Origin of the sequence: Thiohalobacter sp. COW1 (genome assembly GCF_016629505.1) — a bacterium.
GTDB lineage: Bacteria > Pseudomonadota > Gammaproteobacteria > Thiohalobacterales > Thiohalobacteraceae > Thiohalobacter > Thiohalobacter thiocyanaticus_A.
In genome coordinates this window covers 2,947,944-2,967,774 of record NZ_AP024239.1, presented here as the reverse complement: position 1 = coordinate 2,967,774, position 19,831 = coordinate 2,947,944, and the positions used below count along the sequence as shown (strand labels likewise).

Sequence of the window (19,831 nt, the reverse complement as noted above, 5' to 3'; positions counted from 1 at the left end):
TGCACCGTCATCGTCCCCCATCCGTCGGCATCGGGCCGGACTTATTCCGGCAGCTTGAAGCCGGACACCGACCGCTGCAGATCCGACGCCAGTTCGGTCAGGTTGCCGATGGAGGCCGCCGTCTCGTTGGTGCCGGTGTTGGTCTGGGTGGTGATCTCCTGGATGACGTTCATCGTCTCGGTGATGTTGCTGGCCGCCTTGGACTGCTGGGCCGCGGAGTTCGAGATGTTCTCGATCAGACCGGCCAGGTTCTCGGAGACGCTGACGATCTCCTCCAGTGCGTCGCCGGCGTCCTCGGCCAGGTGGGCACCTGTGACCACACCCGAGGTGCTCTGCTCCATGGAGATCACGGCCTCGTTGGTGTCGGTCTGGATGGTCTTCACCAGCGCCTCGATCTGCTTGGTGGCGTTGGAGGAACGCTCGGCCAGACGCTGCACCTCGTCGGCCACCACCGCGAAGCCACGGCCGGCCTCGCCGGCCATGGCGGCCTGGATGGCGGCATTGAGCGCGAGGATGTTGGTCTGTTCGGCGATGTCGTTGATCAGTTCCACGATGTCGCCGATCTCCTGGGAGGACTCGCCCAGGCGCTTGATGCGCTTGGAGGTCTCCTGGATGTGCTCGCGGATCTGGTCCATACCCTCGATGGTACGGCGCACGGCCTTGCCGCCCTTGTTGGCAATCTCCACCGATTTCTGCGACACCTCGGACGATTCCTTGGCGTTCCTGGACACCTCGTCGATGGACACGGCCATCTCGTTGATGGCGGTTACCGCCGAGGTGATCTCCTGGGCCTGGTGCTCACTGGCCTCGGACAGGTTCATGGCGGTGGTCTTGGTCTGCTCGGCCGCCGAGGTCACCTGACCCGATGCACTGTTGATGGTGGTGACCACCTCGCGCAGGGCATCGATGGTGAAGTTGATGGAGTCGGCGATGGCCCCGGTGAAGTCCTCGGTCACCGTGGCGTAGCTGCTCAGATCGCCGTCGGCCAGATTGCCCATTTCGTCGAGCAGCCGCAGGATGGCCTCCTGGTTCTTCTTGTTGGTCTCCTCGGCAGCCTGACTGCGGCGGTCGGCGTCACGCTTGAGCGACCAGCCCAGCCAGATCAGGAAGATCAGGGCCAGACCGCCGAACATGTAGGCATGATGCACCTTGATCGGCCGCTGGGTCGGTGCCAGCGAGTAGGCCGACTGCAGATTGGCGGAGGCGGCGAACAGCTGATCGGACTGATCCGAAGCGGCGCTGGCCGCGGCCTGCACCCCCATCAGGGCGTCGGCGTTGTCCAGCATCTCGCCGACATAGTCGCTGACCGAGCTGAACAGCATGGCGATCTCACGCAGCTTGGCCTGGGCCTCGGGGTCCTGGATCTGCGGAGCGTTCTCGCCGCCGCGGATCTGGTCTTCCAGCACCATGCCGAATTCCTCGGTATCCTGGGCGAACTGTTCGGTGGCGGCCTCGGCATCCTCACCGGCCAGCACCTTGTTCAGATTGTTGACGATGCGCTGGGACAGCATCAGCTGGCGGCTGGCCACGCGCACGGCCTCCTGGCCGGCGTTGCGATCGACCAGCACCCGCACCACGTCCTCGTAGTGGGCCAGCAGCTGCGGCATGAACTCGTTGATCACCGCCGCCGTCTCCTTGACCGCCAGCACCAGTTCCTCGCCCTCGAGCACCGTATTGACGGTGCCGCGGAACTCGTTCCACTTGCGCTCCACCGCCACCAGTTCCTCGTGGGCGACGGATTCCTCAGCGGTCGGCGGCAGCCCGGAATTGACGTTGCCGTTGCGCAGCACCTTCAGGGTCTGATCGAAGCGATCCCGGTTCATCACCACCTGATCGAAGGCCTCTTCGCCGCCCGAAGCCGCCTCCAGGGCGTACTTGGCGATCTGCTGCGACAGCACCTGCTGTTCACTGGTATAACCGATACGTTCCTTGTCGAATGCTGCCTGACGGGCGGTGTAGACGAAGATCGCCGCCATGGCCAGCACCGAGGCGAGCAGCAGCAGGATAAGATTGCGTACCATCTTTCCCTGCCCCTGCCGGTCCGTTGAAGTTTGAGTACTCATGGTTCCTCTCCTGCCCTCGATAAACCAGTATCCTGGTTGATGGTTGGTCTTTGGTTGCGCAAAGCCGCGTTGTTGTTAAATCCCTTTGTTCACAGTGCCGCCTGCAGGAACTGCGGAGTTTCCGCCAGCCGCCGCATGCTGAATACGCCCCAGTGTTCATCGCCGATACGGAAACCGCCGTCCAGGTAGGGCCGGATGGCGGCATCGTCGGTCGGCGGCTCGGGAGTCTGGTCTTCCGGCATGAAATGCTTCAGCCCCAGCACCTCGTCGACCACCAGCCCGGAGTGTACGCCGGCATGGTTGATCACCAGCACGCGGCTGCGGCGGGTGGCGGCGGCTCTGTGGCCGTGCAGAAATCCCTGCAGATCCATGATCGGCAGCAGATTACCGCGCACATTGGCGATGCCCTGCACCCAGTTCTTGGCGCCAGGCACCTTGGAATAATCGGTGGGGGTGAGTATCTCGGTCACCTCGCCCAGCGGCGAGACGAAACGATGTCCGCCGAGGCGGAAACCGATGCCGACCCAATCCTCGCGCAGTTCGACTTCACTGGGCAGCGGCCGGGCCGCGCGGCGCAGCCGCCGTTCCAGATCGAAGAGAATGTGGACCGGGTCCTTGTTATCAGGGGTCTGGCTCATGACACCTCCCTGTCCGTGCGTCCCTGTCAGGCGCCGAGCACGGTATTGATCTTGCTGACCAGATCGGCCTCGGTCACCGGCTTGGTGATGTAGTCCTTCGCGCCCTGGCGCATGCCCCAGACGCGGTCGGTTTCCTGATCCTTGGTAGTGCAGATGATCACCGGGATATCCGCCGTCTCCGCGCCCTTGGTCAGCTGACGGGTGGCCTGGAAACCGTTCAGTCCGGGCATCACCACATCCATCAGCACCAGATCGGGCTTCTCCGCCTTGGCGACCTCGATGCCTTCCTCGCCGGAACCGGCGGTCAGGGTCTCGTGGCCATTCTTCTCCACCATGCTCTTGAGCACATGCATTTCCGTGGGAGAATCATCCACAATCAGAATACGAGCCATGTAACGTCTCCTTTCATCAACTGGTTGGCGCGCTGTTTTATTTCCGGCACGTCCTGGTACCTGTTATCGCCCGCGGACACGGAAGGTTTAGGTCAGACCCTCGGCGACCCGTGGCGGATGGTTGGGGAACGGCGCTCCCCCGGCAGACCGCGGGGGAGGCAGGATCAATCGCGGACGACGTGGTCCCGGATCGCACCCAGCAGTTCCTCCTTGGAAAAGGGCTTGGTGACATACTGCTCCGATCCCACGATCCGGCCCCGTGCCCGGTCGAACAGGCCGTCCTTGCTGGAAAGCATGATCACGGGCGTGCCCTTGAAGGCCTGGTTGTGCTTGATCAGGGCACAGGTCTGATAGCCGTCAAGGCGCGGCATCATGATGTCGACGAAAATGATATCGGGCTTGTGATCGGCGATCTTGGAAAGGGCCTCGAAGCCGTCGGTGGCCGTGATGACCTCGCAACCGGCTTTCTTGAGAAGGGTCTCGGCGGTGCGGCGGATGGTCTTGCTGTCGTCAATCACCATCACCCGCAGGCCTTCGAGCGTATCGATCTGTTGGGCTGCACTCTCCACAGCGTATCCCCCCACTGACTGGTTCCTTGTAGTGTTATGGGCGCGAACCGGCCGCGCCCCATACAGTTAGCACAAAAATCTACGACTTTCCATTAGTTGCGTGTTCGCCCCACCCCTGCAGCGGGGGACTGAACCCGCACCGGACAGTGCAGTCCAACGGCATATCGGGTCATCCCTCCGACGCCGGTATTGGCGTCGGAACGCTGAATTCCATTACTATTACGCCGTTACCTGTCTCCTGTAGCGTCCACCCGGCAGCAAACTTTATGACCTCAGACCATCCCCATGTGCCGCACCTGACCACGGCCCTGACCGGCCCCCTGCAGCAGATCGAGAGCCATCTGCTGGAGCAGCAGTCACGCATCGAGGCGTGGCTGCGGGCCCAGTGGCGCGAGACCCCCGCGCCCCTGTACGCCTCGGTGGATCTGCGCAACGCCGGCTTCAAGCTGGCCCCGGTGGACACCAACCTGTTCCCGGCCGGGTTCAACAACCTCAACACCGCCTTCCTGCCGCTATGCATCCAGGCTTTTCAGACCAAGATGGAGCACATCTGCGAGACCGCCAGCAACATCCTGCTGGTGCCGGAGGAGCACACCCGCAACCTCTTCTACCTGGAAAGCGTGGCCACCCTGCGCGACATCATCCTCAAGGCCGGCTACCAGGTGCGCATCGGCTCCACCCGCGAGGATCTGGACGCGCCGCTGACCCTGGACCTGCCCTCCGGCGGCCAGCTGACCCTGGAGCCGATCCAGCGCCGCGGCAACCGGGTGTACCTGGAGGGCTTCGACCCCTGCATGGTGCTGCTGAACAACGACCTGATCGGCGGCCACCCGGAGAAGCTGCGCGACCTGGAGCAGATGGTGATCCCGCCGCCGGACCTGGGCTGGACCGTACGCCTGAAATCCGGCCATTTCACCCACTACCACGAGGTGGCCACCGAATTCGCCAGGATGCTCGACATCGACCCCTGGCTGATCAATCCCATGTTCCGCAACTGCGGCGAGCTGAACTTCCAGAAGCGCGAGGGCGAGGAATGCCTGCTCATCAACGCCGGCAGGCTGCTGGAGGATATCCAGAGGAAATACGACGAATACAACATCGACCGCGAGCCCTTCGTGGTGATCAAGGCCGATGCCGGCACCTACGGCATGGCCATCATGTCGGTCACCAGCGTCGATGAACTGCGCAGTCTCAACCGCAAGCAGCGCAACAAGATGGGATCGATGAAAGGCGGCGCGAGCGTGAGCAAGTTCCTGCTCCAGGAAGGCGTCTACACCTTCGAGACCTGGGGCGCGGAGGAGGCCGTGGCCGAACCGGTGGTCTACATGATCGATCACTTCGTGGTCGGCGGTTTCTACCGGGTGCACAAGGGCCGCGGGGTACACGAGAACCTCAATGCGCCGGGGATGCAGTTCGAGCCGCTGGCCTTCGTCGAGTCCTGCATCAATCCTGACACCAACCAGGCCCCGGACGCCGAACCCAACCGCTTCTATGCCTACGGCGTGATCGCCCGGCTGGCCCTGCTGGCCGCCGCCCGCGAGCTGGCCGACCACCGCGAGGAACTGGCCGAGGGCGCGGCCGAGGCCCAGGCATGACCCGCCTGGGCGTGCTGATGGATCCCATCGGCTCCATCAACATCAAAAAGGACAGCACCTTCGCCATGCTGCTCGCCGCCCGGGCGCGGCACTGGGAGATCCTCTATTTCGAACAGGCCGACCTGTTCCTGCGCGACGGCCGCCCCTGGGCCCGGATGCGCGGGCTCGAGGTCCGGGACGACCCCGACGACTGGTTCGACCTGGCGCCGCCGCAGACCCGGCCGCTGGAGGAACTCGACATCCTGCTGATGCGCAAGGACCCGCCGGTCGATCTGGAGTACTTCGCCACCACCTATATCCTGGAACGCGCCGAGGCGGCCGGCGTGCTGGTGGTCAACCGCCCGGCCAGCCTGCGCGATGTCAATGAAAAGCTCTACACCGCCTGGTTTCCGCAGTGCTGCGTGTCGACGCTGGTCAGCCGCGACCCGGGCCGGCTGCGCGAGTTCATCGCCGAGCAGCAGGACACCATTCTCAAACCCCTGTACTCGATGGGCGGCAGTTCCATCTTCCGGGTGCGCCAGGACGACCCCAACACCAGCGTCATTCTCGAGTCCCTGACCGATCTGGGCCGCACGTCGGTCATGGCGCAGCGCTTCATCCCCGAGATCAGCGCCGGCGACAAGCGCATCCTGCTCATCGACGGCGAGCCGGTGCCCTACGCCCTGGCCCGTATCCCGGCCGCGGGCGAGACCCGCGGCAACCTGGCCGTGGGCGGGCGCGGCGTCGGGGTGGAACTGACCGAGCGCGACCGCTGGATCTGCACCCAGGTCGCCCCGGCGCTGCGCGCGAAGGGCCTGTATTTCGTCGGCCTGGACGTGATCGGCGACTACCTCACCGAGGTCAATGTCACCAGCCCCACCTGCATCCGCGAACTGGACCGGGAATACGGCCTGGATATTGCCGGCGACCTGATGGACTGCCTGGCCGCGAAGCTGAATGCGCACTGAGCCGGCGAAGCATCTGCAGCTGTTCGTCCTGCTGGCGGCGATGCTGCTGGCGGCCTGCCAGCCGGCCGAATCGCCCCTGCTCGAGCGCCGCTTCATCGCCCTGGGCACCATCATCGACATCACCCTTTACGGCGCGGAAGCTGAACAGGCCGATCCGGTGCTGGCGGCGATCGAGCGCGACTTTCATCGCCTGCACCACGACTGGCACGCCTGGGAGGACAGCCGGCTGACCGCGCTCAACACCGCCCTGCAGCGAGGCGAGCAGACACCTGTCCCCCCCGACCTGATGACAGTACTGGAACAGGCCCGCGCGCTGAACCGCAGCAGCGACGGTCTGTTCGAACCCGCCATCGGCGGCCTCATGGCCCTGTGGGGCTTTCACAGCAACGACCTGCCCGACAGGGTGCCCGACGCCGCGGCAATCGAGGCCTGGCTGGCCGGACGGCCGCACATGGCCGAGTTGAAACTGCAAAACGGCCGGGCCAGCAGCGACAACCCGCGACTGCAGCTCGATCTCGGCGCCTTCGCCAAGGGCGTGGCGGTGGACCGCGCCATCGGCCGGCTGCGCGCGGCCGGTATCGACAACGCCATCGTCAATGCCGGCGGCGACCTGCGCGCCATCGGCGCGCGCGAGCGCCCCTGGCGCATCGGCATCCGTCACCCGCGCGCGCCGGGCGTGCTGGCCTCGATCGCGACCCGGGACGATGAAAGCATCTTCACCTCCGGCGACTATGAGCGCTATTTCGAGGTCGAGGGCAGGCGCTATCATCATATTATCGACCCGCGCAGCGGCTATCCCGCGTACGGCACCGCCTCGCTCACAGTCATCCACACCGAGGCCGCCACCGCCGATGCCGCCGCCACCGCCCTGTTCGTCGCCGGCGACGCCTGGCCGCAGGTCGCCGCCGACATGGGCATCGACCGGGTGATGCGGGTGCGCCCGGACGGGACGGTGGAACTGACGCACGCCATGGCCGGGCGCATCCGCTTTGAAACCGAAGCCGAGCCGGATGTGATCCTGCGGGAGCTGCCCTGATGCGCGCAGTCCGCCCCGCCGATCTGCTGGTGCTGGTGCTGGCCGTCGGCCTGGTCGGCTGGAGCTATATCCATTTCTGGCAGACCGAACAGGCCGCCAGCCTGGAGATCTGGGTCGACGGCCGCCACCAGGCCAGCCTGCCGCTGATCGAGGCGCGGACCCTGGAGATCGAGGGCAGTATCGGGACCAGCCGGATCGCGCTGGCCCCCGGCCGCGCCCGCTTCCTGGACTCGCCCTGCGAGAGCAAACGCTGCGTGCATACCGGCTGGATCGACCAGGGCGGCATGGTCGCCGCCTGCCTGCCCAACCGGATCAGCCTGCACCTGCAGGGCCGCGACCGGCGCTATGACGCGATCAATCTCTGACCCATGCCCGTCGAGACCGTCACCACCCGCCCCGAGGATCATCGCATCGCCTGGCTGGCCGCGCTGGCCATCGCCATCCATGTCCTCGAGGCGGCCATCCCCAGTCCGGTACCGGGGCTCAAGCCGGGGCTGGCCAACCTGGTCACTCTGCTGGCGCTGCTGGTCTTCGGCTGGGGCGCGGCGGTCTGGGTCAGCCTGCTGCGGGTGCTGGTCGGCAGCCTGCTGCTGGGGACCTTCCTCACCCCCACCTTCATGCTCAGCCTGGCCGGGGCGCTGGCCAGTCTGCTCGCGCTCGGTCTGGGCCGGGGTCTGGCCCGGCGCTGGCTGGGCCCGCTCGGCCTGAGCCTGCTCGCCTCCCTCGGACACATCAGCGGCCAGTTCGCCCTGGCCTATGCCCTGTTCATTCCGCACCCGGGCCTGTGGCACCTGTATCCGCCCCTGCTGACAGCCGCCCTGATCTTCGGCATCCTCAACGGTATAATCGCCAGCCTGGCACTACAGGGTATGGACCGGGCTCACGCGCCCCAGCAGGAAACCGCATCAAGGACATGAGCCAGAACATCCTCGGCAACCGGCCGCAGTACCAGGGCGATCCACTGATCGTCGCCCTGCTGCTGGCCGGCGCGCTGCACGCCCTGCTGCTGCTGGGCGTGTCCTTCACCTTCGAGCCCGACGCCGTCCGCGAGGCCCCGCCGCCGCTGGATATCGCCCTGCTGCCGCGTCAGAACACCGAAACGCCCGAAGAGGCCGACTACCTGGCCGAACACAGCCAGACCGGCACCGGCAACGTGGATGAGCGGGTCGAACCCACGCCGCCGCAGCCGGCGCAGCAGGCCAGCGCCCCGCCGCCGGAGCCGGCCCCCGAGCAGCCGCAGGTCATGACCCAGGCCGAATCCCCGACCCGGGTCGCCCCCAGCGAGGCCGAGCCCAGGCCCGAGGCGCCCCGGCCCAGCGCCAGCGAACTGATCGAGCACAGCATGGAACTGGCCAACCTGGACCAGCAGATCAGGCAGTCGCTGCAGGCCTATTCGGAGCGCCCGCGCAAGACCTTCGTCTCGGCCAGCACCCGCGAGTACAAGTACGCCAGCTACATGAGCGACTGGGTGCGCAAGGTCGAGCGGGTGGGCAACCTCAACTACCCCGACGCCGCCCGGCGCCAGGGCGTGTCGGGCAAGCTGCTGCTGCAGGTCGCACTCAAGCCCGACGGCAGCATCCACGGCATCACTCTGCTCAAGTCCTCCGGCCACCAGGTGCTCGATGACGCCGCCATCCGCATCGTGGAACTGGCCGCGCCCTTCCCGCCGCTGCCGGACGACATCAGAAAGGACACCGATCTGCTCTACATCACCCGCACCTGGGAATTCCTCAGCAGCGGCCTGCAGACGCAGGGGAGGTAGCAGCCGCGGCGGCGATAACGCAGAGGACGCAAAGGCTCGGAGACGCAGAGATTTTTATGGTCTTATGCCTCTGCGCCTCTGCGTCTCCGCGTACTCTGCGTTCATATCGCGCGATCCCTTGCACCTCCTGGCAGGCTCGCCGATACTAGGGCCTGTTGACGCTAACCCAATCGTCACTGTTGTGCCTGAGACAGCGCCGATCGAGGCGCGAGGAGCGCAGTTTGGTAATTCCAAATAAGCGACAAGCAACGACGAGTGGCGCTGTCTCAGGCGCAACCCTCCGGGCTGGGGCTGATTTTTTGCCCAGCGGCGTTATCATTCGCTCATGTAGAGTAACTACACTTCGCTCATTCTGCCTTGCTGGGCAAAAAATCAGCCCCAGCAGAGGCGATTGGGTTAGCGTCAACAGGCCCTAGGCGCATGGCGGAATCCTCCTATCTGACCAACCATTTCCTCATCGCCATGCCCGGCCTGGCGGATCCGAATTTCTTTCACACCGTCACCTTCATCTGCGAGCACGACGCCGACGGCGCCATGGGCCTGGTGATCAACCGGCCGCTGGACATGCGCCTGGACGACGTGTTCGAGCACATGCAGCTGGAAGCCAGCGACCCCTTCATCGCCGACCTGCCGGTCTACCAGGGCGGGCCGGTCCAGCCCGAGCGCGGCTTCATCCTGCACCAGCCGCTGGGCCAGTGGGAGGCGACCATGCAGGTGACCGAGGACACCGGCGTGACCGCCTCCCAGGACATCCTGGCCGCCATGGCCGAAGGCCGGGGGCCGAGCCGGGCGCTGGTCGCCCTGGGCTACGCCGGCTGGGGCGCCGGCCAGCTCGAGCACGAGATGGCGGAAAACGCCTGGCTCAGCGGCCCGGCCGACCCGCGGGTGATCTTCGATACCCCGGTGGAGAAACGCTGGGAGGCGGCGGCGGCCCTGATCGGGGTGGACGTCAAGCTGCTCTCGGGCGACGCCGGGCATGCCTGAGGCCGCAGCGGCCACCCTGCTCGGCTTCGATCACGGCAGGAAAAAAATCGGTGTCGCCGTCGGCCAGACGGTGACAGGGACGGCGCGTGCGTTACAATCGCTCCCCGCCCGCGACGGTCAGCCGGACTGGGGCCGGGTCGCCGCCCTGCTGGACGAGTGGCGGCCCCAGGCCCTGGTGGTGGGCCGGCCGCTGTATCTCACCGGCGATACCAGCGCGACCACGGCCGCGGCCGAGCGTTTCGCCCGCCGGCTGCACGGGCGCTTCGGGCTGCCGGTGCACCTGATGGACGAGCGCCTGAGTTCGCAGGCGGCGCGTCGGCTCGAGACCGGCAATGACGCAGACATCGATGCCCAGTCGGCACGCATCATCCTGCAGGACTGGCTGGACGAACATAAGGAACACTGATGACCCAGACCCCTGTCGAACCCCTGCTGGCCCAGATGGCCGGGGATCTCAGCGCCCTGCTCCAGCGCCGCGGCGTGGAGGATCCGGCCATGGTCGGCATCCATACCGGCGGGGTCTGGGTGGCAAGCGAGCTGCATCGTGCGCTGGGGCTGGAACAGCCGCTGGGCAGCCTGGACATCACCTTCTACCGCGACGATTTCACCCGCATCGGCCTGCACCCCCAGGTCAAGCCGTCGGACATCCCGTTCCAGGTCGACGACCGCCACATCATCCTGGTCGATGATGTGCTGCACACGGGGCGCACCATCCGCGCGGCCATGAACGAGATCTTCGACTACGGCCGCCCGGCCTCGGTGATCCTGGCGGTGCTGGTCGAGCGCGGCGGGCGCGAGTTGCCGATCGAGGCCGACGTGGTCGGCACCCGGCTCAAGCTCAACCTGGGCGAACACGTCAAGCTCACCGGGCCCGAGCCCCTGATACTGGAGATTCACGAGGCGGCATGAGCGGCACCAACCTGCAAGTCGACGATCAGGGCCGGCTGCGCCACTTCCTCACCATCGAGGGGCTTTCGCATTCCATTCTCACCGAGATACTGGACACCGCCGAATCCTTCGCCGGCGTGACCGCCCAACAGGTGAAGAAGGTACCGCTGCTGCGCGGTAAGACCATCGTCAACCTGTTCTTCGAGGCCAGCACCCGCACCCGCACCACCTTCGAACTGGCGGCCAAGCGCCTGTCGGCGGACGTGCTCAACATCAACATCGACGCCTCCAGCGCGGTGAAGGGCGAGACCCTGCTCGACACCCTGCGCAACCTGGAGGCCATGCACGTGGACATGTTCGTGGTGCGCCACGCCGACAGCGGCGCGGCCCACTTCTTCGCCCGCCATGTGGCCCCGCACATCAGCGTGCTCAACGCCGGTGACGGCCGTCACGCCCACCCCACCCAGGCGATGCTGGACATGTTCACCATCCGTCGGGTGAAGGGTCCGGATTTCGGCCGGCTGCGGGTGGCCATCGTCGGCGATGTCATGCACTCGCGCGTGGCCCGCTCGCAGATCCATGCGCTGAACACGCTCAACACCGGCGAGGTGCGCATCGTCGCACCCAAGACGCTGATCCCGGTGGATGCCGAAGCCCTCGGGGTACAGGTCTATCACGACCTGGAAGCCGGCATCCGCGACGTGGATGTGATCATCATGCTGCGGCTGCAGCGCGAACGCATGCAAGGCGCGATGCTGCCGAGCGAACACGAATACTTCCGGCTGTTCGGTCTGACCGAGCAGCGCCTGGCGGTGGCCGATCCGGACGTCACCGTGATGCATCCGGGGCCGATCAACCGCGGGGTGGAGATGGACTCCCAGGTCGCCGACGGCCCGCGTTCGGTGATCCTGGAGCAGGTCACCCACGGCATTGCCGTGCGCATGGCGGTCATGTCCATGACCATGCGCGCCCACGGCGAAGCCGAGGCCGGGGACAGGCACTGATGGCGGCCAGGAAACCCCGCATACTGATCCGCGGCGGCCGCGTCATCGACCCGGCCAACCACCTCGACGCCGAGGTCGACGTCGCCGTCGCCGCCGGCCGCATCACCGGCGTGGGCGAAGCCGTACCCGACGACTTCAAGCCGGAACTGGAGATCGACGCCCGCGGCCTGGTCGTCTGCCCCGGTCTGGTGGAACTGGCCGCGCACCTGCGTGAGCCGGGCCACGAGAACAAGGCCACTATCGCCTCGGAGACCCGCGCGGCGGCCGCCGGCGGCATCACCACCCTGTGCTGTCCGCCGACCACCGACCCCATCATCGACACCCCGGCCGTGGTGGAACTCATCCGCCAGCGCGCCGAACGCGCCGGCCATGCCCGCGTCGTCACCCTGGGGGCGCTGACCCAGGGGCTGGCCGGCGAGCATCTGACCGAGATGGCCGCCCTCAAGGAGGCCGGCTGCCGCGGTGTGAGCAACGCCCAGTCGCCGATCCTGCATACCGCCGTGGTGCGGCGGGCGTTCGAATACGCCGCCACCTTCGACCTGACCGTATTCATCCATCCGGAGGAGTACTGGCTGGCCAACGGCGGCGTCGCCCATGAGGGCGCCGTCGCCACCCGCCTGGGTCTGCCTGGCATCCCGGCCGCGGCCGAGACCGCCGCCGTGGCCCGGGACCTGGCCCTGATCGAACACACCGGGGTGCGGGCGCACTTCTGTCGCCTGACCCACAGCCGCTCGGTGCAGATGATCGCCCGTGCCCAGTACGACGGCGTGCCGGTCACGGCCGACGCGGCCATCCCGTATCTGTATTTCACCGAGCTGGACATCGCCGACTTCGACAGCCAGTTCCATGTCTACCCGCCGCTGCGCACCCAGCGCGACCGCGAGGGCCTGCGCGCCGGCCTGGCCCGCGGCACCCTGTCGGCCCTGTGCAGCGACCACCAGCCGCACGAGGCCGATGCCAAGCTCAACCCCTTCCCGGCCACCGAGCCCGGCATCTCCGGCCTCGACACCCTGCTGCCGCTGGCACTGCGGCTGGTCGAGGACAAGCTGCTGACCCTGCCCGAGGTCATCGAGCGCCTGACTGCCGGCCCGGCCCGTATCCTGGGGCTGTTCGAACAGGGCACCGGCACCCTGAACCCGGGGGCGGCGGCCGACATCACCCTGTTCGACCCCGAGGCAACCTGGCGCATCGCGCCCGCCAGCCTGCTCAGCCAGGGCCACAACACGCCCTTCATGGGCTGGGAAGTGAAGGGGCGGGTCATGCACACCCTGCTGGGCGGACGGCGGGTGTTCGAGCGCTAGCGACCACTTTTTTACGCGTCATTGCGAGCGCAGCGCGGCAATCTCGTAATGCAGCACCAACCTGTAGGGATTATTCGCTACGCCCACCCCTTCGCACCCATAGAAGCCCTCCGGGTTTCATCATGGGCACCCCACCCTTCGGGTCTGGGCATCGCAATGACGGATCATCGGCTTCCGAAAGCGGTGGATAACCGTTTTCCAAGTGTTCTTCGTGTTCCCTGTGGTTCATAATTGACCCCATGACCACTGCCAAACCCCACCGCGGCACCATCCAGCTGGAAGACGCCGAGATCCTGGACCACGAGGCGCATCCGGGCGAGCAGTACATCCTGCGCGTCCGCAGCCCCGAGTGCGCCCGCCGCGCCGAACCGGGCAGCTTCGCCCATCTGACCTGCGACCCGCTGCTGCCCATGCGCCGGCCGCTGTCGATCATGCGCACCGATCCGGAGGCCGGCTGGGTGGAGTTCCTGTACAAGGTGGTCGGCGCGGGCACCCGACTGCTCAGTCGCCGCCAGGTGGGTGAATCGCTGAGTGTGCTGGGTCCCATCGGCCAGCCGTTCCGGCCGCGCCCCGAACGCCCGCGCACCCTGCTGCTGGGCGGCGGCGTCGGCATCCCGCCCATGGTGTTTCTGGCCGACGCCCTGCGCCGGCAACCGGCGTACAAACCGCTGGTGCTGATGGGCTCCGAGGTGCCGTTCCCCTTCACCCGCCGGCCGTCGCAGATCCTGGTGCCCGGCATTCCCGACGGGGTGATCGCCGCCATGCCGCTGCTGGAGGACTGGGGCGTACCCAGCCGCCTGTGCAGTCAGCAGGACTTCCCCGGCTGCTTCCAGGGCTATATCACGGATCTCGCCCGTGACTGGCTGGCCGCACTCAATACGCAGCATCTGCATGAGGTGGAGATCTTCGCCTGCGGCCCCCACCCCATGCTGGAGGCCGTCGCCAGACTGGCACGCGAGTACGATCTGCCCTGCCAGGTCTCGCTGGAGGAATTCATGGCCTGCGCCGTCGGCGGCTGCGCCGGCTGCACCGTGCAGGTGGAAACCGAGCAGGGCCCGGCGATGAAACGCGTGTGCGTGGACGGGCCGGTGTTCGATGCGCGGGCGGTGTTTCCCTGAGCTGAACAGCTCAACGCAAAGACGCCAGGACGCAGAGAACAGCAAAGAGCGTAATGGTGACTCCCATGGACAATCACATCGAAATCCATTACTGCAATCAATGCCGGTGGCTGCTGCGCTCGGCCTGGATGGCACAGGAACTGCTGACGACGTTCGCGGACGAGATCACCGAACTCACGCTGCGTCCGGGCACGGGCGGCGTATTCGAGGTCAGCGTCAACGGCAAGCGGGTATGGTCACGCAAGGAAGCCGGCCGCTTTCCGGAGATTACGGAACTGAAGCAGCGGGTGCGCGACGAGGTCGCGCCGGACAAGGGGCTGGGGCATTCCGACAAGAAAAAGGATTAAAGGCACCCGCCAACATCAAGTCCGCTTCTTCTCCCCGCGCTTGTGGCCGGACAGGGCGTACTGATCCGAGTTGTCGATCTCCAGGTCGGCGATGGCATCGCCGAGCTTGTCCACATCCTCTTCGTCCAGCTTGATCATCAACCGCACCTCGTTGGGCGAGTCGGCGTAGTGCAGGGCGTTGTCATAGCTGATGTCGCCGGCCTTGTAGAGTTCGAACAGGGCCTGATCAAAGGTCTGCATGCCCTGCTCGCGGGAGCGCTTCATCAGGTCCTTCAGACGATGGATCTCGCCATTGCGGATGTATTCCGAGGCCAGTGGACTGTTGATCAGCACCTCGACGGCGGCACGACGGCCCTTGCCGTCAACGGTGGGAATCAGCTGCTGGGCGATCATGGCCTTGAGGTTGAGCGACAGGTCCATCAGCAGCTGGTCGCGGCGGTCCTCGGGGAAGAAGTTGATGATGCGGTCCAGGGCCTGGTTGGCGTTGTTGGCGTGCAGCGTGGACAGACACAGGTGGCCGGTCTCGGCGAAGGCGATGGCGTAGTCCATGGTCTCGCGGCTGCGGATCTCGCCGATCAGGATCACATCCGGGGCCTGACGCAGGGTGTTGCGCAGGCCGATCTCGTAGGAATCGGTGTCCAGCCCGACCTCCCGCTGGGTGACAATGCAGCCGTCATGCTGGTGGATGAACTCGATGGGGTCTTCCAGGGTGACGATGTGGCCGTTGCCGTGATGGTTGCGATAGCCGAGCATGGCGGCCAGCGAGGTGGACTTGCCGGTGCCGGTCGCGCCCACGAACAGCACCAGGCCGCGCTTGGTCATGGCCAGCTTCTCGAGCACGGGCGGCAGGTTCAGCCCCTCGAAGTCGGGGATCCGGGTCTCGATCCGACGCAGCACCATGCCGACGTGGTTGCGCTGGTAGAAGGCGCTGACACGGAAGCGTCCGAGGCCGGTCTCGCTCAGGGCGAAGTTGCATTCATGGGTACGGTTGAACTCATCGCGCAGATGCTCGGGCACCGTCGCCATGACCATGTCCCGGGCCTCGGCCGGGGCCAGCGGCTCCCTGGCCGCAGCCACGATCTTGCCGTCGACCTTGATGCTGGGCGGCACACCGGCGGTGATGAACAGATCGGAGGCCTTCTTCCTGACCACCAGCATGAGCAGTGTCTTGAGATCCTGTGCCATGTCGTTTCCCTTTGCGTTGCACCAGCGGTTCCATCATCCCCTCTCCCTTGAGGCAGCACCCAGGGGGCATAAAAGGGGCAGAGGCGAGGGGGGGGGCAAACGCCTGACCCCCCCTCACCCTGACCCTCTCCCCCCGCAAGCGGGAGGGAGAGGGAGCTGTTTATATACCGCCAGAAAACATTCCAACAGCGCCTAACGGAACAACTCCTTGTTGGCCGCCTTGGCGCGGGCATCCTGCCGGCTGACGAGTCCTTTCTGCACGATCTCCTGCAGGTTCTGATCCAGGGTCTGCATGCCGGCAGCCTGACCGGTCTGGATGGCCGAGTACATCTGGGCCACCTTGTCCTCGCGGATCAGGTTGCGGATGGCCGGGGTGCCGATCATGATCTCGTGCGCGGCGACACGCCCGCCGCCGGTCTTCTTGAGCAGCGTCTGGGAAATGACCGCGCGCAGCGACTCGGAGAGCATGGACCGGACCATGGATTTCTCCGCCGCGGGGAAGACGTCGATGATGCGGTCGATGGTCTTGGCCGCGGAACTGGTATGCAGAGTGCCGAACACCAGGTGGCCGGTCTCGGCCGCGGTCAGCGCCAGGCGGATGGTCTCCAGGTCGCGCATCTCGCCCACCAGCACGATGTCCGGATCCTCGCGCAGGGCGGAACGCAGCGCCTCGGCGAAGCCCAGGGTGTCGCGGTGCACCTCGCGCTGGTTGACCAGGCATTTCTTGGATTCGTGTACGAACTCGATCGGGTCCTCGATGGTGAGGATGTGTTCGTAGCGGGTCTCGTTGACGTGGTTCATCATCGCCGCCAGGGTGGTGGACTTGCCGGAACCGGTCGGGCCGGTGACCAGCACGATGCCGCGCGGCTGATCGGCGATATCCTTGAACACCGGCGGGCAGCCGAGGTCCTCCAGGCTCAGTATCTTGGAGGGGATGGTACGGAACACCGCGCCGGCGCCGCGATTGTGGTTGAAGGCGTTGACACGGAAGCGCGCCAGGTTCGGGATCTCGAACGAGAAGTCGGTCTCGAGGAATTCCTCGAAGTCCTTGCGCTGCTTGTCGTTCATGATGTCGTAGACCAGCGCGTGGACTTCCTTGTGCTCCAACGCCGGCACATTGATGCGGCGGATGTCGCCGTCGACGCGGATCATGGGCGGCAGCCCGGCGGAGAGATGCAGGTCGGAGGCGTTGTTCTTGACCCCGAAGGCGAGCAGTTCTGCGATATCCATTCGTTTCCCCTGAACGATTATTTCCGGTCCCTGTTATAGCGTCACTTTACCCCAAGCCTTGATACAGGGGAATCCGGCCGCGCGCATGGCACCCGCCCCCCCACCCGGGGTATAGTAGTCCCCGGTTTACCGAACGGGTCAGCCCGCAAGGCTCGATGTGACGCTCCCACACGACCAGCAACTGTGTCAGCGCCGGCAGGAACTGCTCGACCGCATCGGCGAGTGGTGCGACCAGTATGGACGTGCGCGTGACTGTGTGCGGCTGCTGGCCGTCTCCAAGCACTTCCCCGCCGGTGACATCCAGACCCTGGCCGGCTGCGGCCAGCTCGCCTTCGGCGAGTCCTACCTCAAGGAGGCGGTCGACAAGCTCGATGCCCTCGCCGGACTGCATCTGGAGTGGCACTTCATCGGGCCCATGCAGTCGAACAAGACCCGGCGCATCGCCGAACGCTTTGCCTGGGTGCAGAGCCTGGACCGGCTGAAGATCGCCCAGCGCCTGGCCGAGCAGCGCCCGGCCGATCTGCCGCCGCTCAACATCTGCCTGCAGGTCAACATCAGCGGTGAGACCAGCAAGTCCGGTGTGGAGCCCGCCGCCGCAGCGGAACTGGCCGCCGCCGTGAGTGAACTGCCGCGGCTGCGCCTGCGCGGCCTGATGGCCATACCGGCGCCGACCATCCAGTTCGGCGAACAGCGCCGGGACTTCGCCCGGCTGCGGGAACTCTTCGAGGACCTGACCGCGGCCGGCCATGCGCTGGACACCCTGTCCATGGGCATGAGCAACGACCTGGAGGCGGCCATCGCCGAGGGCAGCACCCTGGTGCGGGTCGGAACGGCCCTGTTCGGCCAGCGTCCACCCCCTGATGGCGTGCCGCCTTGATGACACCGGCACTGAACGGCGACAATCGGCATCAACAATCCGAGCAACAGGCCCTGACATGAACGAATCCCAGCTCTGCTTCATCGGCGCCGGCAACATGGCTCGCAGCCTGATCGGCGGGCTGCTGGCTGACGGCTTTCCCGCCGACCGCATCCGCGCCAGCGACCCGGATGCCGGGCAGCGCGAGGCGGTCGCCCAACGCTTCGGGGTCCAGGTCTTCGCCGATAACGCCGAAGCGCTGGCCGGTGCCCATGTGCTGATCCTGGCGGTCAAACCCCAGGGGCTGGCTGCACTGGCCCGGGAACTGGCGCCGCAGCTGGATGCGACCAACCCGCTGCTGATCTCCGTGGCCGCGGGTATCCGCGCCTCCGACCTGGACCGCTGGCTGGGCGGCAACCGCCCGCTGGTGCGCTGCATGCCCAACACCCCGGCCCTGGTGCAGAGCGGGGCCACGGCGCTGTATGCCACCGCCGCGGTCAACGACGCCCAGCGCAACCTGGCCGAGTCCATTCTGCGCGCCGTGGGCCTGACCCTGTGGGTCGAGGATGAGACCCAGATGGATGCGGTCACCGCCCTGTCCGGCAGCGGTCCCGCCTACTTCTTTCTTATGATCGAGGCCATGCAGCAGGCCGGAACGGACCTGGGGCTGCCGGCCGACACCGCCCGGCTGCTGGCACTGCAGACCGCCTTCGGCGCGGCCAGGATGGCGCTGGAATCCGAGGACCCGCCGGGGCGGCTGCGTGAGCGCGTCACCTCCCCCGGCGGCACCACCGAACGGGCCCTGGCGGCCCTGGAGGACGGCGGCTTCCGCGCACTCGTCGCGCGGGCCATGCAGGCCGCGCAGGCGCGCTCGCGGGAACTGGCCGAACAACTGGGAGCGGACGCATGAACGGCGGCAATCTGCTGGGCGACACCCTGGGCTTCGTCATCCAGGTGCTGGTGGGCCTGTACGTGCTGGTACTGATGCTGCGCCTGCTGCTGGGCTGGCTGCGGGCGGATTTCTACAACCCCTTAAGCCAGTTCATCGTCAAGGTGACCAACCCGCCGGTGATTCCGCTGCGGCGCCTCCTGCCGCCCCTCGGGCGCCTCGACACCGCCACCGTGGTGGTGATGCTCGTCGTGCAGATGCTGGGCGTGGCGCTGGTGATGCTGGTCTCCGGCCGGCCGGTACACCCCTACCCGCTGCTGGCGCACAGCCTGATTGAGTTGATTTCACTGGGTTTTTCAGTATTCATCTTCGCCATCCTGATCCAGGCCATCCTCAGCTGGGTCAACCCGGGCGGCTACAATCCGGCGCTCGCGATCCTGCATTCCCTCACCGAACCGGTGTTGCGGCCGCTGCGCGGTCTGATCCCGCCCATTTCGGGGATCGATCTCAGCCCGCTGTTCGCCATTCTCATCCTGGAGGTTGCCCGGCGCCTGGTGCTGGGGCTGCTCACCGCCCTCCTGTTTGCCTGAGGTGAGTACCCCCGCCTGGTACCGCTGGGACGGCGAGGATCTGATCCTCGACCTGCACGTCCAGCCCGGTGCCCGCCGGGAGGAACTGGCCGGAGAGCATGGCGGGCGGCTCAAGGTACGGATCAAGGCTGCACCGATCGAAGGCAAGGCCAACCGCGGCCTGATCAGGTTCCTGGCCGATCTGTTCGGCGTCGCCCCGCGCGATATCCAACTGTTGCGGGGCGAAACCGGCCGGGACAAGCGCCTGCGCATCCCCCGCCCGGCGCGATTGCCGCCGGAGGTCACCCGCCCCTGATTCCAGCAGCCGACCTGCGCTGTACCGCCATTCGCCTCAGACCCGTGACGGGGTTCACATCCTGGCCGGACTGCCGGGCAGCGCCATCTAAGCTCCTGTAAAGCGTCTCAAGATTCCTCTGCCGCGGTCGAAAGCCCGGATA

At 66.4% G+C, this 19,831-nt stretch carries 23 protein-coding genes; 17 read left to right on the top strand and 6 right to left on the bottom strand.

The features are described 5' to 3' along the window. Positions 1-41: 41 nt before the first annotated feature. The 4 genes from COW1_RS14060 to COW1_RS14045 all read right to left on the bottom strand — a co-directional run bounded on the left by COW1_RS14060 (position 42) and on the right by COW1_RS14045 (position 3,614). Positions 42-2,063 (bottom strand): methyl-accepting chemotaxis protein, encoded by a 2,022-nt coding sequence (locus tag COW1_RS14060; protein WP_201344535.1) that lies wholly within the window; start codon positions 2,061-2,063, stop codon positions 42-44. A gap of 89 nt (positions 2,064-2,152) precedes the next feature. After that, a complete protein-coding gene (locus tag COW1_RS14055) occupies positions 2,153-2,701 on the bottom strand; it encodes a chemotaxis protein CheW (RefSeq protein WP_201344534.1) in 549 nt (182 codons plus the stop codon). 26 nt (positions 2,702-2,727) lie between these two features. Beyond that, a complete protein-coding gene (gene pilH / locus COW1_RS14050; RefSeq protein ID WP_096367352.1) occupies positions 2,728-3,093 on the bottom strand; it encodes a twitching motility response regulator PilH in 366 nt (121 codons plus the stop codon). Between the two features lie 164 nt (positions 3,094-3,257). Further along, a complete protein-coding gene (locus COW1_RS14045) occupies positions 3,258-3,614 on the bottom strand; it encodes a PleD family two-component system response regulator (RefSeq protein ID WP_096367643.1) in 357 nt (118 codons plus the stop codon). A gap of 314 nt (positions 3,615-3,928) precedes the next feature. On the opposite strand from COW1_RS14045, the gene gshA reads away from it, so the two are divergent. The 13 genes from gshA (at position 3,929) to COW1_RS13980 (ending at position 14,644) form a co-directional block, all read left to right on the top strand. Further along, positions 3,929-5,257, top strand: a complete 1,329-nt coding sequence (gene gshA, locus COW1_RS14040; RefSeq protein WP_201344533.1) for a glutamate--cysteine ligase — start codon at positions 3,929-3,931, stop codon at positions 5,255-5,257. Next, entirely contained in the window at positions 5,254-6,204 is a 951-nt protein-coding gene (gshB, locus tag COW1_RS14035; protein WP_201344532.1) for a glutathione synthase, read from the top strand. Before gshA ends, gshB begins: the two co-directional genes overlap by 4 nt. Continuing rightward, on the top strand, positions 6,194-7,240 hold the full coding sequence (locus COW1_RS14030; protein WP_201344531.1) for an FAD:protein FMN transferase: 1,047 nt from the start codon (positions 6,194-6,196) through the stop codon (positions 7,238-7,240). Before gshB ends, COW1_RS14030 begins: the two co-directional genes overlap by 11 nt. Beyond that, entirely contained in the window at positions 7,240-7,605 is a 366-nt protein-coding gene (locus COW1_RS14025) for a NusG domain II-containing protein (protein ID WP_201344530.1), read from the top strand. Before COW1_RS14030 ends, COW1_RS14025 begins: the two co-directional genes overlap by 1 nt. A gap of 3 nt (positions 7,606-7,608) precedes the next feature. Beyond that, positions 7,609-8,157: a Gx transporter family protein gene (locus COW1_RS14020; RefSeq protein WP_201344529.1), complete on the top strand. Its 549-nt coding sequence runs from the start codon at positions 7,609-7,611 to the stop codon at positions 8,155-8,157. Beyond that, the gene (locus COW1_RS14015; protein WP_096367358.1) at positions 8,154-9,002 is read left to right on the top strand and encodes an energy transducer TonB; all 849 of its coding nucleotides are present in this window, start codon (positions 8,154-8,156) and stop codon (positions 9,000-9,002) included. The genes COW1_RS14020 and COW1_RS14015 overlap by 4 nt, the downstream gene beginning before the upstream one ends. 420 nt (positions 9,003-9,422) lie before the next feature. Continuing rightward, entirely contained in the window at positions 9,423-9,986 is a 564-nt protein-coding gene (locus tag COW1_RS14010; protein WP_201344528.1) for a YqgE/AlgH family protein, read from the top strand. Then, a complete protein-coding gene (gene ruvX / locus COW1_RS14005) occupies positions 9,979-10,392 on the top strand; it encodes a Holliday junction resolvase RuvX (RefSeq protein WP_096367360.1) in 414 nt (137 codons plus the stop codon). Before COW1_RS14010 ends, ruvX begins: the two co-directional genes overlap by 8 nt. Next, positions 10,392-10,895: a bifunctional pyr operon transcriptional regulator/uracil phosphoribosyltransferase PyrR gene (gene pyrR / locus COW1_RS14000; protein ID WP_096367361.1), complete on the top strand. Its 504-nt coding sequence runs from the start codon at positions 10,392-10,394 to the stop codon at positions 10,893-10,895. The genes ruvX and pyrR overlap by 1 nt, the downstream gene beginning before the upstream one ends. Further along, positions 10,892-11,878, top strand: a complete 987-nt coding sequence (locus COW1_RS13995) for an aspartate carbamoyltransferase catalytic subunit (RefSeq protein ID WP_096367362.1) — start codon at positions 10,892-10,894, stop codon at positions 11,876-11,878. The genes pyrR and COW1_RS13995 overlap by 4 nt, the downstream gene beginning before the upstream one ends. Then, entirely contained in the window at positions 11,878-13,179 is a 1,302-nt protein-coding gene (locus tag COW1_RS13990) for a dihydroorotase (RefSeq protein ID WP_096367363.1), read from the top strand. The genes COW1_RS13995 and COW1_RS13990 overlap by 1 nt, the downstream gene beginning before the upstream one ends. 239 nt (positions 13,180-13,418) lie before the next feature. After that, a complete protein-coding gene (locus COW1_RS13985; RefSeq protein ID WP_201344527.1) occupies positions 13,419-14,297 on the top strand; it encodes a dihydroorotate dehydrogenase electron transfer subunit in 879 nt (292 codons plus the stop codon). Between the two features lie 65 nt (positions 14,298-14,362). Continuing rightward, on the top strand, positions 14,363-14,644 hold the full coding sequence (locus COW1_RS13980; protein WP_201344526.1) for a SelT/SelW/SelH family protein: 282 nt from the start codon (positions 14,363-14,365) through the stop codon (positions 14,642-14,644). A 15-nt stretch (positions 14,645-14,659) separates the two neighbouring features. On the opposite strand, the gene COW1_RS13975 is transcribed toward COW1_RS13980, so the two are convergent. Beyond that, entirely contained in the window at positions 14,660-15,829 is a 1,170-nt protein-coding gene (locus COW1_RS13975; RefSeq protein WP_096367366.1) for a PilT/PilU family type 4a pilus ATPase, read from the bottom strand. Positions 15,830-16,021: 192 nt separating this feature from the next. Then, positions 16,022-17,059, bottom strand: a complete 1,038-nt coding sequence (locus COW1_RS13970; protein ID WP_096367367.1) for a type IV pilus twitching motility protein PilT — start codon at positions 17,057-17,059, stop codon at positions 16,022-16,024. Positions 17,060-17,216: 157 nt separating this feature from the next. Here COW1_RS13970 and COW1_RS13965 point away from each other — a divergent pair, with 157 nt between their 5' ends. Genes COW1_RS13965 through COW1_RS13950 form a run of 4 tightly spaced genes read left to right on the top strand, consistent with a single transcriptional unit; the run spans position 17,217 to position 19,689 of the window. Then, positions 17,217-17,936 carry a YggS family pyridoxal phosphate-dependent enzyme gene (locus tag COW1_RS13965; protein ID WP_370590868.1) on the top strand — a complete coding sequence of 240 codons (720 nt, stop codon included), beginning with the start codon at positions 17,217-17,219 and terminating at the stop codon, positions 17,934-17,936. Positions 17,937-17,994: 58 nt separating this feature from the next. Beyond that, positions 17,995-18,825 (top strand): pyrroline-5-carboxylate reductase, encoded by an 831-nt coding sequence (proC, locus tag COW1_RS13960; protein ID WP_201344525.1) that lies wholly within the window; start codon positions 17,995-17,997, stop codon positions 18,823-18,825. Next, a complete protein-coding gene (locus tag COW1_RS13955; protein WP_096367369.1) occupies positions 18,822-19,394 on the top strand; it encodes a YggT family protein in 573 nt (190 codons plus the stop codon). The genes proC and COW1_RS13955 overlap by 4 nt, the downstream gene beginning before the upstream one ends. Before the next feature lies 1 nt (position 19,395). Beyond that, positions 19,396-19,689, top strand: coding sequence for a DUF167 family protein (locus COW1_RS13950; RefSeq protein WP_096367370.1), 294 nt, complete (start codon positions 19,396-19,398; stop codon positions 19,687-19,689). The last annotated feature ends 142 nt before the right edge of the window (positions 19,690-19,831 follow it).

Bases quoted from the DNA above. Each gene is read 5' to 3' on its own strand.
- COW1_RS14020 (WP_201344529.1), top strand. From the start codon at position 7,609: ATGCCCGTCGAGACCGTCACCACCCGCCCCGAGGATCATCGCATCGCC.
- COW1_RS13980 (WP_201344526.1), top strand. From the start codon at position 14,363: ATGGACAATCACATCGAAATCCATTACTGCAATCAATGCCGGTGGCTG.
- COW1_RS13985 (WP_201344527.1), top strand. From the start codon at position 13,419: ATGACCACTGCCAAACCCCACCGCGGCACCATCCAGCTGGAAGACGCC.
- COW1_RS13970 (WP_096367367.1), bottom strand. From the start codon at position 17,059: ATGGATATCGCAGAACTGCTCGCCTTCGGGGTCAAGAACAACGCCTCC.
- pilH (WP_096367352.1), bottom strand. From the start codon at position 3,093: ATGGCTCGTATTCTGATTGTGGATGATTCTCCCACGGAAATGCATGTG.
- COW1_RS14030 (WP_201344531.1), top strand. From the start codon at position 6,194: ATGCGCACTGAGCCGGCGAAGCATCTGCAGCTGTTCGTCCTGCTGGCG.
- COW1_RS13955 (WP_096367369.1), top strand. From the start codon at position 18,822: ATGAACGGCGGCAATCTGCTGGGCGACACCCTGGGCTTCGTCATCCAG.
- COW1_RS13975 (WP_096367366.1), bottom strand. From the start codon at position 15,829: ATGGCACAGGATCTCAAGACACTGCTCATGCTGGTGGTCAGGAAGAAG.
- COW1_RS13995 (WP_096367362.1), top strand. From the start codon at position 10,892: ATGAGCGGCACCAACCTGCAAGTCGACGATCAGGGCCGGCTGCGCCAC.
- COW1_RS13990 (WP_096367363.1), top strand. From the start codon at position 11,878: ATGGCGGCCAGGAAACCCCGCATACTGATCCGCGGCGGCCGCGTCATC.
- COW1_RS14045 (WP_096367643.1), bottom strand. From the start codon at position 3,614: ATGGTGATTGACGACAGCAAGACCATCCGCCGCACCGCCGAGACCCTT.
- proC (WP_201344525.1), top strand. From the start codon at position 17,995: ATGAACGAATCCCAGCTCTGCTTCATCGGCGCCGGCAACATGGCTCGC.
- pyrR (WP_096367361.1), top strand. From the start codon at position 10,392: ATGACCCAGACCCCTGTCGAACCCCTGCTGGCCCAGATGGCCGGGGAT.
- ruvX (WP_096367360.1), top strand. From the start codon at position 9,979: ATGCCTGAGGCCGCAGCGGCCACCCTGCTCGGCTTCGATCACGGCAGG.
- COW1_RS14010 (WP_201344528.1), top strand. From the start codon at position 9,423: ATGGCGGAATCCTCCTATCTGACCAACCATTTCCTCATCGCCATGCCC.
- COW1_RS14025 (WP_201344530.1), top strand. From the start codon at position 7,240: ATGCGCGCAGTCCGCCCCGCCGATCTGCTGGTGCTGGTGCTGGCCGTC.
- COW1_RS14015 (WP_096367358.1), top strand. From the start codon at position 8,154: ATGAGCCAGAACATCCTCGGCAACCGGCCGCAGTACCAGGGCGATCCA.
- gshA (WP_201344533.1), top strand. From the start codon at position 3,929: ATGACCTCAGACCATCCCCATGTGCCGCACCTGACCACGGCCCTGACC.
- COW1_RS14055 (WP_201344534.1), bottom strand. From the start codon at position 2,701: ATGAGCCAGACCCCTGATAACAAGGACCCGGTCCACATTCTCTTCGAT.
- gshB (WP_201344532.1), top strand. From the start codon at position 5,254: ATGACCCGCCTGGGCGTGCTGATGGATCCCATCGGCTCCATCAACATC.
- COW1_RS14060 (WP_201344535.1), bottom strand. From the start codon at position 2,063: ATGAGTACTCAAACTTCAACGGACCGGCAGGGGCAGGGAAAGATGGTA.